Annotated in this window: 12 protein-coding genes and 1 pseudogene; 10 read left to right on the plus strand and 3 right to left on the minus strand. The window is 61.8% G+C overall.

The annotated features are described in order from the left end of the window. Positions 1-25: 25 nt before the first annotated feature. Complete coding sequence (locus tag AWB79_RS34525) at positions 26-931, plus strand: LysR family transcriptional regulator (RefSeq protein ID WP_082862558.1); 906 nt, start codon at positions 26-28, stop codon at positions 929-931. A 183-nt stretch (positions 932-1114) separates the two neighbouring features. On the opposite strand, the gene AWB79_RS34530 is transcribed toward AWB79_RS34525, so the two are convergent. Then, on the minus strand, positions 1115-2032 hold the full coding sequence (locus AWB79_RS34530) for a LysR substrate-binding domain-containing protein (protein ID WP_061171947.1): 918 nt from the start codon (positions 2030-2032) through the stop codon (positions 1115-1117). Between the two features lie 130 nt (positions 2033-2162). On the opposite strand from AWB79_RS34530, the gene AWB79_RS34535 reads away from it, so the two are divergent. From AWB79_RS34535 to AWB79_RS34545, 3 genes are read left to right on the plus strand one after another with little or no spacing between them, the layout of a single operon-like run. Then, positions 2163-2867: an SDR family oxidoreductase gene (locus AWB79_RS34535; RefSeq protein ID WP_061171948.1), complete on the plus strand. Its 705-nt coding sequence runs from the start codon at positions 2163-2165 to the stop codon at positions 2865-2867. Further along, positions 2867-3472, plus strand: a complete 606-nt coding sequence (locus AWB79_RS34540) for a pyridoxamine 5'-phosphate oxidase family protein (protein ID WP_061171949.1) — start codon at positions 2867-2869, stop codon at positions 3470-3472. The genes AWB79_RS34535 and AWB79_RS34540 overlap by 1 nt, the downstream gene beginning before the upstream one ends. A gap of 39 nt (positions 3473-3511) precedes the next feature. Then, the gene (locus tag AWB79_RS34545; protein WP_061171950.1) at positions 3512-4429 is read left to right on the plus strand and encodes a DMT family transporter; all 918 of its coding nucleotides are present in this window, start codon (positions 3512-3514) and stop codon (positions 4427-4429) included. A 48-nt stretch (positions 4430-4477) separates the two neighbouring features. Here the strand turns inward: AWB79_RS34545 and AWB79_RS34550 are convergent, their stop codons facing one another. After that, positions 4478-5386 carry a LysR family transcriptional regulator gene (locus AWB79_RS34550; RefSeq protein WP_061171965.1) on the minus strand — a complete coding sequence of 303 codons (909 nt, stop codon included), beginning with the start codon at positions 5384-5386 and terminating at the stop codon, positions 4478-4480. Positions 5387-5554: 168 nt separating this feature from the next. Here AWB79_RS34550 and gltP point away from each other — a divergent pair, with 168 nt between their 5' ends. Both gltP and AWB79_RS34560 read left to right on the plus strand, forming a co-directional pair. Further along, positions 5555-6880 (plus strand): glutamate/aspartate:proton symporter GltP, encoded by a 1326-nt coding sequence (gene gltP, locus AWB79_RS34555; RefSeq protein ID WP_061171951.1) that lies wholly within the window; start codon positions 5555-5557, stop codon positions 6878-6880. Between the two features lie 48 nt (positions 6881-6928). After that, positions 6929-8215 (plus strand): aminotransferase class V-fold PLP-dependent enzyme, encoded by a 1287-nt coding sequence (locus AWB79_RS34560; RefSeq protein WP_061171952.1) that lies wholly within the window; start codon positions 6929-6931, stop codon positions 8213-8215. Positions 8216-8321: 106 nt separating this feature from the next. Here the strand turns inward: AWB79_RS34560 and AWB79_RS34565 are convergent, their stop codons facing one another. Continuing rightward, positions 8322-9218 carry a LysR family transcriptional regulator gene (locus AWB79_RS34565; protein WP_061171953.1) on the minus strand — a complete coding sequence of 299 codons (897 nt, stop codon included), beginning with the start codon at positions 9216-9218 and terminating at the stop codon, positions 8322-8324. A gap of 166 nt (positions 9219-9384) precedes the next feature. On the opposite strand from AWB79_RS34565, the gene AWB79_RS34570 reads away from it, so the two are divergent. From AWB79_RS34570 to AWB79_RS38645, 4 genes and pseudogenes are all read left to right on the plus strand, one after another. After that, positions 9385-11496, plus strand: a complete 2112-nt coding sequence (locus tag AWB79_RS34570; RefSeq protein WP_061171954.1) for a 3-hydroxyacyl-CoA dehydrogenase NAD-binding domain-containing protein — start codon at positions 9385-9387, stop codon at positions 11494-11496. Between the two features lie 38 nt (positions 11497-11534). Next, a complete protein-coding gene (locus AWB79_RS34575) occupies positions 11535-12701 on the plus strand; it encodes an acyl-CoA dehydrogenase family protein (protein ID WP_061171955.1) in 1167 nt (388 codons plus the stop codon). A 12-nt stretch (positions 12702-12713) separates the two neighbouring features. Further along, positions 12714-13853 (plus strand): acyl-CoA dehydrogenase family protein, encoded by a 1140-nt coding sequence (locus tag AWB79_RS34580; RefSeq protein WP_061171956.1) that lies wholly within the window; start codon positions 12714-12716, stop codon positions 13851-13853. 42 nt (positions 13854-13895) lie between these two features. Continuing rightward, positions 13896-14008, plus strand: a pseudogene (locus tag AWB79_RS38645) (electron transfer flavoprotein subunit beta/FixA family protein); the annotation flags it as partial.

Here is a 14008-nt window from a genome sequence, read left to right on the forward strand (position 1 = left end):
TTTGCCTTCATGGAAGCGGTAGACAATGAATGATCGAACCTCGCCCCGAATGGCCGCCGAGAAGCGTCCCGACTTCAGCGAACGCGACTTGCGTTCGTTGCGGATCTTTTGCGCCGTCGCGCAGGCCAGCGGTTTCGCCGCTGCGGAGAAGCAGCTCAATATGTCCAAGGCGTCGATCAGCCGGCATATTCGGGAGGTGGAGCAAACGCTTGGTGCGCGGCTGTGCGAACGTGGACCGTCGGGATTCGCGCTTACGCATGCGGGAACGGTAGCGCTGGATCTCGCGCGCGATGCGTTGATGTCGCTGGAACGCATTCGCCCGGAAATCGATGCGGTGCGAGGCGTGTTGTCCGGCACGCTGTCGATCGGCATGGTGGAGCACATCGTGCACGACGAGGGCTGCCATTTGACCGAAGCACTCGCGGCTTTCAAGGAACAGGCGCCGGACGTGAATATCGAACTGCGCGTGATGACGTTCAACGAACTCGATCTGGCCTTGCGCGAACGTCGCGTGCAGGTCGCCATTCGCGGTATGTATCGTCGCGAAGCGGGCTTTCACTACTCGCCGCTGTTCATTGAACGGCAACGTTTGTATGTCGCTCGCCGTCAGTTGCGCAACGCCGCGACGCTGCCGCTGGTTTACCGATCGCAACCGTTCGTGCACGAAGCCCTCAACACGCTCGGGATGCAGCGAGGACCGACAGCGTCGGGTCTGGAAGCGGTTGCGATGCTGTTGTTGTCAGGACACTATGTCGGTTTGCTGCCGCAGTTCTATGCGGCGTCTTTCGTCAAGCGGCATGCCTTGGCCATGATGCCGAACGGTCCGCAGTACGAGAACACCATTAGCGCGATCATCGAAAGCTCACGGCCGCGAACGCGCGCGCTCGACTTGTTTCTCAGTCTTCTCGATCAATTGCATCGCGGAGAATGAATCACGGAGTGTCGATTACGGAAAGGCAACGCGTTGTGCGCTTATGTGAGAAAGGGAGTTGCAGCTCGTCGTATGTGGGTGATTAACTTAATCGTGGGTGCGGAAGGCAGGACTCTGCCGCTTGCCGCCCTTCGCTTTCGCCGATGCCGTGCCAGCCGCTGAACGGCGCTGTCGGTGTGACAATCAACTCGAGACGGGCGAGAGTGCCGAAGCGGCCTGACCATGGAGCCACTCCCTCAGCGTCGCGACCGGTTCGCGATGAACCGGTTTGCGCGGCGTCACGATATAAAACCCCGCTCCGGTCAGGAGTTCTGCATCGCCCACGCGCACGAGCCGGCCCGCGGCGATATCCCGCGAAACGAACGCCGGATGCGCGAGCGCGATGCCTTGTCCTTCCATCGCGGCATCGACGGCGAGCGCCGTCTGATTGAAGCGGATGTTCTTCCGGTCCAACGTGCCAGGCCGGCCGGTCACGCGCGTCAGGTATTGCGGCCACATGGAATGCGCGTCGTGAAGCAGCGCGACCTTGTCGGGAAACCGGTCGTGATCCCGCGCTTGGTCTGCCAGCAGTCTCGGGTGCGCCACCGCGATCAGCACGTCCTCGAACAGCAGGTCCGCGGCAAGACCGGGACCGAATGGCGGCGAGCCGTAACGCACCGCGATATCCACGCCGTCAGACTGAAAGTGGGACAGCCGGTCCGAAGCGACGATGCGCAGATCGATACCCGGATGCATATTCGTGAAATCGGGCAAGCGCGGAATGAGCCATTTGGCGGCGAACGTCGGCGTCACGCTGATCGCGATCTTCAGCGACTGGGGGCGGATGGCGCGGGTCGCATCGATCAGCAAGTCGAACGCGCGGCGAACCGTGGACGCATAGAGCTGGCCGTTGTCCGTCAGGATCAGCGCGCGAGGGCGGCGCTCGAACAGTTTCACACCGAGCTCGCTCTCCAGCCCGCGTATATGCTGGCCGATGGCGCCCTCGGTCACGCCGAGAGCTTCCGCCGCGCGCCGGAAGCTCAAATGCCGGCTCGCGGCCTCGAAGGCGCGCAACGCGTTGAGCGAAGGAAGCGGATCGTTCGAATCTTTCGAATCGTTCATGGAGTAGTTTTTCTACTGCAAACCGTCAGAAAAGCTATCGCTTGTGCACGGGGAGTCAGTGCTACGCTTGGCTATCAGGCTGCATCTTATCGATGCAATTCGAATACTAACTCGCTCAGGAGTTTCCATCATGACGATAGAAAAAGTTGCGGTTATCGTGGCCGCAGGCAGTGGCATGGGCGCGGCGGCCGCTAAACGGCTGGCGTCGGACGGTTATCGCGTTGCGATCCTGTCTTCTTCCGGCAAGGGCGAGGCGCTGGCGAACGAACTGGGCGGTGTCGGCGTCACGGGATCGAACCAGTCGAACGCGGACCTCGAACGACTGGTCGCGCTGACGATGGAGCGCTGGGGCCGCATCGACGTGCTCGTCAACGGCGGCGGACATGGTCCGCGCGCGCCGCTGCTCGAAATCACCGACGACGACTGGCATAAAGGCATGGACACGTATCTGATGAACGTGATCCGCCCGACGCGCATCGTCACGCCGATCATGCAGAAGCAGAGCGGCGGGGTCATCGTGAACATCTCCACCGCGTGGGCGTTCGAGCCGAGCGCGATGTTCCCGACATCGACCGTGTTTCGCGCGGGTCTTGCTGCTTATACCAAGTTGTTCGCGACTGAACAGGCCGCATTCAATATCCGGATGAACAACATTCTGCCGGGCTGGATCGACAGCCTGCCGGCCACGGACGAACGCCGCGACAGCGTTCCGTTGCGGCGCTATGGCAAAGCGGAAGAAATCGCGGCGACCGTGGCGTTCCTCGCATCCGATGGAGCTGGATACATCACGGGTCAGAACATCCGCGTGGATGGCGGCGTGACGAGATCGATCTGATGAGCGACCGGATCGTGTCGCCTTCGTCGCTCGAGCAGGTCGTGCGAACGGCGTGGTCGTCGCTTGCCGATGCGGCGAATCCGTCAGCGCCACGTTCGCGGTTCACGATGCTGAGCCTCGCGACAATTGGCATCGACGGTGGTCCTCGCATGCGTACCGTGGTGCTGCGCGGCGTCGACGAAACCGCTGGCGCCGTCGTCTTTTACACCGATGCGCGCTCGACCAAGCTCGCGGAAATCGCGCGCGATAACCGTGTTGCGCTGCTCGCATGCGATTCCGGTGCGGGGATTCAGATCCGGCTCGAAGGGCGTGCAATCGTGTCGTTGAACGACAGCGTCACGAAGGCGCATTGGGATACGGCGCGCGAGCGAAGTCTGATCGTCTATCGGACGCCGCTCGCGCCGGGAGTCGCCATCGACTCGCCCGAGCAGGGATACGTCGCGATGAACGAAGCTCACGCGCCGTTCGACGGCTACGAGCACTTCAGCGTGGTGACGGTATCGGTTCAGGCGATCGACTGGCTCGATCTGTCGCCGCGCGGACATGAGCGCGCGGTGTTTCGCAGAGACGCCGATGCGTGGAAAGGGCAGTGGATCGCGCCATGATCGCGTTCGGAGTCTCCTACCAATCGAGTTAGAGAAGTCGTGAAAAAGTCTGCATTGTTTGCATTCTGTGTCCTCGGTGGCATCTGGGGTTCGAACTTCATCTTTATGAAGTGGGCGACCGAAGTCGTGACGCCGGCACAGGTGACGCTGGCGCGCGTTGTTTGCGGCTTTGTGCCGATCGCGATCTATGCCGCGTTCACCCGGGCGATCCGCTGGTCGGACTTGCGCCACGCACACCATTTTTTCGTGATGTCGCTGCTGGCGACTTTCCTCGACTATTTCACTTATGCGCAAGGCGTCGCGAGATTGTCGAGCGGCATTGCCGGTACGCTGAGCGGGACGATTCCCCTTTTCGCGGTGGTATGTTCCGCTTTCCTCCACGGCAGGAAGGAACTGGATGTCTGGAAAGTGATGGGCGTGGTCATCGGATTCCTCGGCGTTTTGCTGATCGCGCACCCCTGGTCCGTTGCGGATGGCAGCATCGACATGACTGGTGTCTGCTGGATGCTGGGAGGGTCTTGCAGCATGGCCTTGTCGTTCATCTACGCGCGCCGGTATCTTACGCCGCTGAAGATACCCGGCGTCGCGCTAACCACCTATCAGGTCGGCTTCGCCGCCCTCTATCTCGCCGTGTTCACGCCGTTCGACGGGATGAGCGCATTGCTCATGCATCCGCATGCGGCGGTAGGGCTGATCATTGGTCTCGGTCTTCTTGGTACCGGGATAGCCTATCTCGCCTACTATCACGTCGTCGAACATCTCGGCGCGCTCGCAGCATCCAGCGTGACGTACATTCCACCGGTTGTTGCATTGTTTATCGGCGCAATCATCGTTGGGGAACCGACGACGGCTTCAGATTATGTCTCCGTCGTGCTTATCATGGTCGGCGTCGGCGTGATGCAGTTCGGCAAGTCGATTCAGCGAGTGATGAGCAGCAAGACACAGCGTGTTGTGTAAGAAAAAAGAGATGGCATTACTCGGCGACCATGACTGCGAGGCACCTCTCTAGCGTCCCGGATCGAGAAGGTTTGCGGAGAAATCGCACGATTGCGCCGCGAGCTTCGCCACGGCTGCACTGAGCGAATGCAACTGTTCTGCCCGGTGCATCGCGACGTATCTCACGGGCGGCAACGCCGGCCGCGTCGGCACCTCGACGAGCGTGCGCCGTTTGAGCATGCGGGAGAGGCATGCCTTGGGCAAGTAGCTCACGCCGAGCCCGGATAGCGTGAGCCCGATCTGCGCGATGAGGCTGTTGCTCGCCAGCACCTTCTGCAGCGCCACGCCCTGTTCATCCAGAAACCGGCTGTACACATAGCCCGTTCCCGATAAGCCGCCCTGCAAAATGAGCGGATATTTTGCGATCTCCGCGAGCGCAATGGCGCGCTTGCCCGACGCGAGGCTCGTCGCGCACATCCATGCATTCTCGACCTGACCCACAAGCGTTGCCGCAAAGGGTTCCACCTCGTGCGTTTGCGGCACGATGATCACGTCCACCGTCGCTGCGGCCAGCCGTTCCCGCAATGTCGCGTTGAGGTCGACTTCAGCTTCGACCTTGACTTTCGGGTATTCGGCCTGAATCGCCGCGATGAGGCGCGGCAGCCACGTCAGCGCCGTGAGTTCGGTCACGCCGATGCGAATCTGCCGCACCAAAGCTACCTTCGAACTCATGCGCTCGACGATCTGGTCCCGGCGTTCGAGCAATTCCTTCGCGTGCTCGAAAAATTCGGCGCCTTTTTCTGTCAGACGCGCAGTGCGATTCGCGCGGTCGAAAACGGCGACGTCGAAGGCACGCTCCAGTTCCTGCACGCGTTTGGATACCGCCGACTGGGTCGTGTTGAGGCGCGTCGCGGCGGCCTCGAAGGAGCCGAGCTGAACGATCCAGTACAACGCTTCCATCTGCTTGAAGGTCAGCATGCGCCCCTCATTCATCGCTTAAAGCGATAGTTTCTCATATAAAAAAATCGCTTTTTTTGTTCTTTTTAGCCGATTACTTTCTACGTAACGGGTCCTGGTCGAGGCCCGACTGGGCTTACGCACGAAAAGCGGCCCATCCACATCAATCGGAGAGTGTCTGGAGGACGCATGGAATCCGTCATGGAATCACCTCAAGCCGAGCGCGCGCAACGCAAGCCGCGCATCGGACTCGCCTGGCAAATCCTGATCGGCCTCGTGGTCGGTATTGCGATAGGCCTTGTGCTCAACCGTTTTCCGGAATTTCGTGAATCGGCCATTAACGGCTTTCTACAGCCGGCCGGCGATATCTTCATCCGCCTGATCAAGATGGTCGTGGTGCCGATCGTTTTCACCAGCATGGTGATGGGTATCGCTGGCGTGGGCGACGGCCGCGCGCTCGGGCGAATCGGCCTGAAGACGCTGATCTACTTCGAGGTGGTCACGACCATCGCCATCGTGTTGGGCCTCGTGCTCGGCAACGTGCTGCATCCGGGACTCGGCACGGACCTGTCCCAGCTCGGTCACACGGACATTTCGCGTTATCAGCAGACGTCGCAGCAGACGCATGGCCATCACGGGTTCATGGCGCTGCTGCTGAGCATCATTCCCGACAACATCGTCATGGCGATGGGACGCGGCGACCTGCTTCCGGTGATCTTCTTCTCCGTGCTCTTCGGACTCGGTCTTCAATCCGTGCCGGCGGAATATCGCAAGCCCGTGCTCGCCACGTTCAAGGGCATTGGCGACGCCATGTTCAAGGTCACCGGCATGGTCATGCGTTATGCGCCCTTCGGCGTGTGCGCGCTGATCGCCGTGACGGTCGCGAGCTTCGGCTTCGGTTCGCTGCTGCCGCTCATCAAGCTCGTCGCGGTGACGTATCTCGCGATCATTCTGTTTGCGGTGTTCGTGCTCGGCGTGACGGCGCGGCTCTTCGGCTTCAACATCTTCACGCTGTTTCGCATCATCAAGGACGAACTCATCATCGCGTTCTCGACGTGCAGTTCGGCGACCGTGCTGCCGCAACTGATGAAGAAGATGGAGGACTTCGGCGTGCCCAAGAGCATCACGACTTTCGTGGTGCCGACCGGCTACACCTTCAATCTCGATGGCGCATCGATTTATCTCGGCATCGGCACCCTGTTCGTGGCGCAGCTTTATGGCGTACATCTCGGGCTGCAAGAGCAGATCGTGCTGGTGCTGACGATGGTCGTCACCTCAAAGGGTGCGGCGGGCGTGCCCGGCTTCATGTTCGTCATCCTTTTGACGACGCTCGCGAGCGCCGGACTGCCCCTCGAAGGACTTGCGTTCATCGCGGGCGTGGACCGGATCATGGACATGGGGCGGACCGCGCTGAATGTAGTCGGCAATGCGCTCGCGCCGCTCGTGATTGCGAAATGGGAAGGACAGTACGACGCGGAGAAGGGCCGGGCTTATCTGGAATCGCTGGACGCCTGAGCGTCGGCCGGAACAGGAATGGACATCATGGAACCAGGAGCAAATGAGATGAGCAGTCGTCAGGGGCAGTTGTTTTCGGAATCGCTCATGAAGAGCATCAAGGACCGCTTTCATTACGTCGATCACGACGTCGACGGCCGCGCGCGTCTCTTCTTCGATAATGCCGGCGGATCATTCCGCCTCAAGTCGGCACTCGATGCCTTCGCGCGCATCGACGCCTTGCCGGATTGCCCCGAACGTATCCACGAACGCGCACTCTATCTGCAGGACATCCAGGCGCGCGGCGAGGCGGACATTCGCCACATTCTCAACGCGCGAGATGGCAGCGTGTATCTTTCGCTCACTGCATCCGCGGCAATGTTCGAGATGGTGCGCGCCGTCATGGAAAACGTGTCTGGCACGAACGCGGTGACGACGATACTCGAACATCCGTCGTCGTTCGACGCGATGAAGCTCTACTGCGAGCGCACGAGCAAGGAATTGCGCGTCGCGCCGAGCAATGCGGAAACGGGCGGCGTCGACGTGGATGCGATCGTCTCGCTGATCGACGACGACACCACGCTGCTGAGCGTGATGTATGCGTCGAACATCTCGGGCGCGAAGCTGGATATCGCGAGCATCGTCGAGCAGGCGCGCGCGCGCAAGCCAGACCTCTTCATCATTGTCGATGCGGTTCAGCATGCACCGCACGCGGTCATCGACTTGCAAAAGACACCGGTCGACGGCATCAACTTCGCGCCGTACAAGTTCTTCGGTTGCAGAGGCGCGGGCGTGGCGTGGCTGTCGGAGCGGCTCGCGGAGCTGCCGCATCATCGGCTCGACGCCAAGGAGAAGGGCGTCTGGGAACTCGGCAGTCCCGCGCCGGCGCAGTTCGCCGTGGTGAGCGCGATCGTGGACTATGTCGCATGGATCGGCGCGCAGTTCAGCGATGCACAGGACCGGCGCGAACTGTTTGTGCAGGGCATGCAGCGTATCGAGGAACACGAGCGCGCTCTGCTGGCGCTGCTGCTCGATGGCGTCGATGGACAGCGCGGTTTGCGTGGCATGGACGGCGTGCGCGTGTTCTGGGATCACGACGACCTGACGCGTCGCGATCTGATCGCAGGCATCGGCTTCGATGGCCTGGACCCGACTTCCGCCGTGCGTGCTTATGAAGAGCGTGGCGTCATTGTCTATGAGCGCGTCGCGACCAGTCTTTACTCGGGGCGCATGTTGAAATCGTTCGGGCTGGACGGTGCGGTGCGGGTCTCTCCCTTGCATTGCCACGGACCGAGCGACATCGCGGGGTTTCTTGCGGTGACTAACGAGATTGCATCGGCCAGCCGCGTCGAGTGACGAGTTGCGCGAGAGAGCGACGCATTGAGATTGAGTTCGACATCCAGGCCAGCGAGCGGGCCGGTTCGCTGCTGGATCGGGCGTTTGTCAGTGCCTAAAATCGAGTTCAACCGCCTGTTCCTCGGACGCGATCAAGAATGTAATCGATGAAGGCGTGCGTCGCGCGCGTCTGATGACGATTCGGCATATAGAGCATGTACATGTGGGTGCCGAAGATGCTCAGCCGCCACTGATCAAGCGCTGTCACAGCGTGGCCTTGCCGCAGGTCATCCATCACGACGTAATCCGGCACAATTCCCACGCCCAGTCCGGCGAGAATGGCCTGTCTCAAGAAGGTGAAATTCTCCGAGATGAGGCTCGGTTCGAGCATGACCTCGTGACGCTCGTCGTCGAGATAGGCCGCGACGCGTGTCTGTTTGCCGACGACCGTGGCCGTGATAACCGGCACGATTCGAAGCTCGTCGAGCCTCGTGGGCATGCCATGCTGCGCGGCGTACGCCGACGACGCGCATGCGACATAGCGCACCGGCCCCATGTCGCGTGCGACCAGACTCTGCGGCGGCTCCGGCATCACGCGCACCGCAATGTCGACTTCGTCGCGTAGCAGATCTTCTACGCGATTCTCGAACATCACATCGAGCACGATATCCGGATACTCGCGCTTGAACGCGATGAGCCACTCCGACATCACGAGTTGCCCGTAACCGCTCGGCACCGAAAGCCGCACGCGCCCTTGCAAGCGTTGACCGAGCGTCGACACCGACTCCTGCGCCGCCAGCAGCGCATTGCGAATCGACCGACCGTGCTCGTAGAGCGTCAGTCCAATATCGGTCGGCTCGACGCGCCGCGTGGTTCGCCGCACCAGTTGCATACCGACCGACTTTTCGAGCTGATTCAGGTGATAGCTGACATTGGCGCGGGTCATCTTGAGTCGCCGCGCCGCTTCGCTGAGATTGCCGGCATCGAGGATTTCGACCAGCAAAGAGAGTCCGTTGACGTCCACGAGCGGGAAGATTGTCAAATTGGGTTTGACAGTCTGTCAATCCCGGTTGTAATTGTCAAGGCAGTCTGTCCCCGCGAGAATGCAGTCAGCCTCTCAAACATTCGAATTCAGACCGGAGACAGCATTCATGACGTCGAGCAGCACGATTAAAGCCGCACCCACCGTAATGGGCGAAAGCGCCAGCGTGAGCCGTCAGCGGCGCGGCAGCGTACTCGTCGTGACCATCGATCATGCGCCGGTCAACGCGCTCAATGCAGCGGTGCGGCGCGGCCTGATCGATGCGATCGAAGCCGCCGACACCGACGCCGCCGTGCGCGCCGTGCTGATAGTCGGCGTGGGCCGCAATTTCATCGCGGGCGCGGATATCCGCGAGTTCGGCAAGCCGGCGGTTCCGCCGTCGTTGCCCGACGTGTGCAATCGCGTCGAGGCTTGCGCGAAGCCCGTGATCGCGGCGATTCACGGCGCGGCGCTCGGCGGTGGTCTGGAGGTTGCGCTCGCCGCGCACTATCGCATCGCGTTCGAAGGCGCGAAGCTCGGACTGCCGGAAGTACAGTTGGGCCTCTTGCCCGGCGCGGGCGGCACGCAGCGCACGCCGCGTCTCATCGGCGCGGCGGCGGCGCTGTCGCTGATCCTGAGCGGACGCCATGTCGGCGCACAGGAAGCGCAACGCATGGGTCTGGTCGATCGCGTAGGCGTAAGCGATGACGTGCTCGCTGAAGCGCTCGCCTACGCGCACGAGCTGATCGCCACGCAGGCGGTCGCACGTCGCACGAAGGACGCCGCCGCGCTCGCCGACAAGGCAGCGAGCACTGCCGCCATTGCAGCCGCGCGTGCCGAAACGCAGAAGAAATCACGCGGCCTGCTTTCGCCGATGAAGATCGTCGACTGCGTCGAGGCCGCGGTGAATCTGCCTTTCGATGAAGGACTTCGCATCGAGCGCCAGCAGTTTCTCGAATGCCGCGAAAGCCCCCAGCGCGCGGGCCTGGTGCATGCCTTCTTTGCCGAGCGCGAGGCGCAGAAGGCGCCGGAAACGCGTGATGCAAAGGCGCGTGCGCTGCGCTCCGTTGGCGTGATCGGCGGCGGAACGATGGGCGCGGGCATCGCAGTGGCTTTGCTCGATGCCGGTCTGCTCGTCACGATGATCGAGCGTGACGACGACTCGCTTCAGCGCGGCCGCGCGCACATGGAAAAGGTGTACGACGGGCTGATCGAGAAAGGGCGTTTCACGCTCGACGCGAAGTCGCGCGCGTTCGAGCACTTCAACGGAAGCACCGCGTACGATGCGCTCGCAGATACCGATCTCGTCATCGAAGCCGTGTTCGAGGACATGGCCGTGAAGAAGGCCGTGTTCGCCGAACTGGATCGCGTGTGCAAGCCGGGCGCGGTGCTCGCGACCAATACGTCCTACCTCGATATCGACGAACTCGCCGCGAGCATTTCGCGCCCCCAGGACGTCCTCGGGCTGCACTTCTTCTCGCCCGCGAACATCATGAAACTACTGGAAATCGTGGTGCCCGAGCGCGTCAGCGGGGATGTCGTCGCGACCGCGTTCGAGCTCGCGAAAAGGCTGAAGAAGGTCGCGGTGCGTGCCGGTGTGTGCGACGGCTTCATTGGCAATCGCATGCTGGCGGTGTATCGCTCGGCGGCTGACCAGCTGATGGAAGAGGGTGCGTCGCCGTATCAGATCGATCAGGCCATCCGCGAGTTCGGCTTTCCGATGGGACCGTATCAGGTCATCGATCTGGCCGGCGGCGATATCGGGTGGGCCGCGCGCAAACGCCGCGCCGCAACGCGCGATCCTCGCGCGCGCTACGTGCGCATCGGCGATCTGTTGTGCGAGCGAGGATGGTTCGGTCAGAAGACCGCGCGCGGCTATTACCGTTATGACGATGGCGCGCGTATCGGCAAGCCTGACCCCGAAGTCGAAGCGATCATCGACGCCGAGCGCGCGCGGGCCGGTATCACGCCCCGCACATTCGACCACGGGCAGATCGTGCGCCGATACCTCGCAGCGATGATCAACGAGGGCGCGAATATCGTGCATGAGGGCATCGCATTGCGTCCTCTGGACGTGGATGCCACGTTGATGCACGGCTTCGGCTTTCCGCGCCATCGCGGCGGACCGATGCACTACGCGGACAGCGTCGGCCTCGATGCCGTGCTTGCCGACATTCGCGAGTTCGCGAAAGAAGATCCGCTCTTCTGGCGCGCGTCGCCGCTGCTCATCGAACTCGTGGAAAGCGGCAAGAATTTCGCGAGCCTGAACCAGGCTGCCTGAGCCGGTCGAATCATCCCTTTCCAGACAGGACCGCAATCATGGATCTGACATTTACCGCACAGGAAGAAGCGTTTCGCGCCGAAGTGCTCGATTTCCTGCGCAGCTCGCTGCCGGAGCACATCGCGCAAAAGGCCCGCACTGGCAAGCCTTTGACGCGCGACGACATGGCGCAATGGCACGGCATTCTCAACGCGCGCGGCTGGCTCGCGAATCACTGGCCGAAACAGTACGGCGGCCCCGGCTGGACCGCCGTGCAGAAATTTATCTTCGAGAACGAATGCGCGATTGCGGGCGCGCCGCGCATCGTACCGTTCGGCGTGAACATGCTCGGGCCGGTGCTGATCAAATACGGCAACGAAGCGCAGAAACGGCACTGGCTTCCGCGCATTCTCGACGGCTCCGACTGGTGGTGCCAGGGCTATTCGGAACCGGGTTCGGGGTCCGATCTCGCATCCGTGCGCACGACAGCCGTGCGTGAGATGGAGGGCGGCGAGGCGTATTACATCGTCAACGGACAGAAGACGTGGACCACGCTCGGGCAGTACGCCAACATGATCTTTTGTCTCGTGCGTACCGCGCAGGAGGGCCGCAAGCAGGAAGGTATCAGCTTCCTGCTGATCGACATGAACACGCCAGGCGTGGAAGTGCGTCCGATCATCACGCTCGATGGCGAGCACGAAGTCAATGAAGTGTTCTTCACCGACGTGCGCGTGCCTGCTGAGAACCTCGTCGGCGAAGAGAACAAGGGCTGGACGTACGCGAAGTATCTGCTGACTTACGAGCGCACCAACATCGCCGGCGTCGGCTTTTCCGTTGCCGCGCTGGCTCGTCTCAAGGCCGCTGCCAGCAAGGTACGGCCCGACGGCCGCGCGCTCATCGACGACCCGCTGTTCGCCGCGCGTCTCGCACGTGTGGAGATCGATCTCGAGAACATGAAGACGACCAATCTGCGCGTGATCGCGGCCGTGGCGGGCGGCGGCGTGCCCGGGGCCGAAAGTTCGATGCTCAAGATTCGCGGCACCGAGATACGGCAGGAGATCTCTTCATTGATGCGTCGCGCGATGGGTCCGCACGCGCTGCTGTTCAGCGACGACGCATCGCAGAACGCTTCTGCTCAGTACTTCAACAATCGCAAGCTGTCGATCTTCGGCGGCTCGAATGAAATCCAGAAGAACATCATCTCGAAGATGATTCTTGGACTCTAAAGGCATCGCACCATGAACTTCCAGCACACCGAAGACCGCCGGATGCTCGCGGATTCACTCAATCGTTTTATCGCGGAGCAGTATGGCTTCGACGCTCGCGACCGCATCGCGCGTTCGGCGGAGGGCTTGAGCCGCGATATGTGGCGGCGGTTCTGCGAACTGGGCATCATCGGCGCGTTCTTCGATGAAACCGTGGGCGGTTTTGGCGGCGATGGATTCGATGTCGCGGTCGTGTTCGAGGCCCTGGGGCGCGGACTCGTCGTCGAGCCGTTTCTCGATGCGTTGATCGTTGGGCGCGCGCTCGCTCATGCGGGCAACGAATCGCAGCGCGAGGTCATCGCGAAGATGGTCGATGGCGCAGTCATGGTGTCTTTCGCGCACGACGAGCCGGGCTCGCATTACGAACTGTCGCGCGTGTCGACGCGCGCCGGGCGCAGTGACCAGCACTGGACGCTGAACGGTGCGAAGGGCGTCGTGCTGCAGGGCGAGCAAGCGGACATGCTGCTCGTTTCGGCTCGCACGTCGAACGATGAATACGACGAGGCAGGCATTTCGCTCTTCCTCGTGCCGCGAGATGCGAAAGGCGTGACCGTGCGCGGTGACGGAAAGATCGACGGCGGAAGGGCCGCGGAAGTGCTGTTCGACAATGTCGCGCTGGATGCCGATGCACTCGTCGGCGTCGAAGGCGATGGGTTTGCCACGCTCGTGCATTCGGTCGGTTACGGACTCGTCGCGCTGGCATCGGAAGCCGTCGGCGCGATGGACGTCGCGAAAGAACACACGCTCGAATACCTTCGCACGCGCAAGCAGTTCGGGGTCGCCATCGGTACGTTTCAGGCATTGCAGCATCGTATGGCCGACGTGCTGCTGGAAATCGAGCAGGCTCGTTCCGCCGCGATCAATGCGGCCGCGGCGGTCGGCGGCGCGGGCGTCGAACGTGAGCGCGCGCTGTCGGCGGCGAAGTATTCCGTCGGCCACATCGGTGCGCTGGTCGCCGAAGAGTCGATCCAGCTGCATGGCGGGATCGGCATGACCTGGGAACTGCCGCTGGCGCATTACGCCAAGCGTCTCGTGATGATCGATCACCAACTCGGCGACGAAGATCATCATCTCGCACGGTACATGGAACTGGGCCGTCAGAGCGCGGCGTGAGCGCGTGTTGGGTCAATCTCGTAGTTCAATCAGGAAACGGATATGAAGATTCTTGTGCCTGTTAAACGTGTGGTCGACTACAACGTGAAGGTCCGCGTGAAGTCGGACAACACGGGCGTCGATATCGCCAACGTGAAGATGTCGATGAATCCGTT

The sequence above is a fragment of the Caballeronia hypogeia genome (assembly GCF_001544875.2).
GTDB classification, from domain to species: domain Bacteria; phylum Pseudomonadota; class Gammaproteobacteria; order Burkholderiales; family Burkholderiaceae; genus Caballeronia; species Caballeronia hypogeia.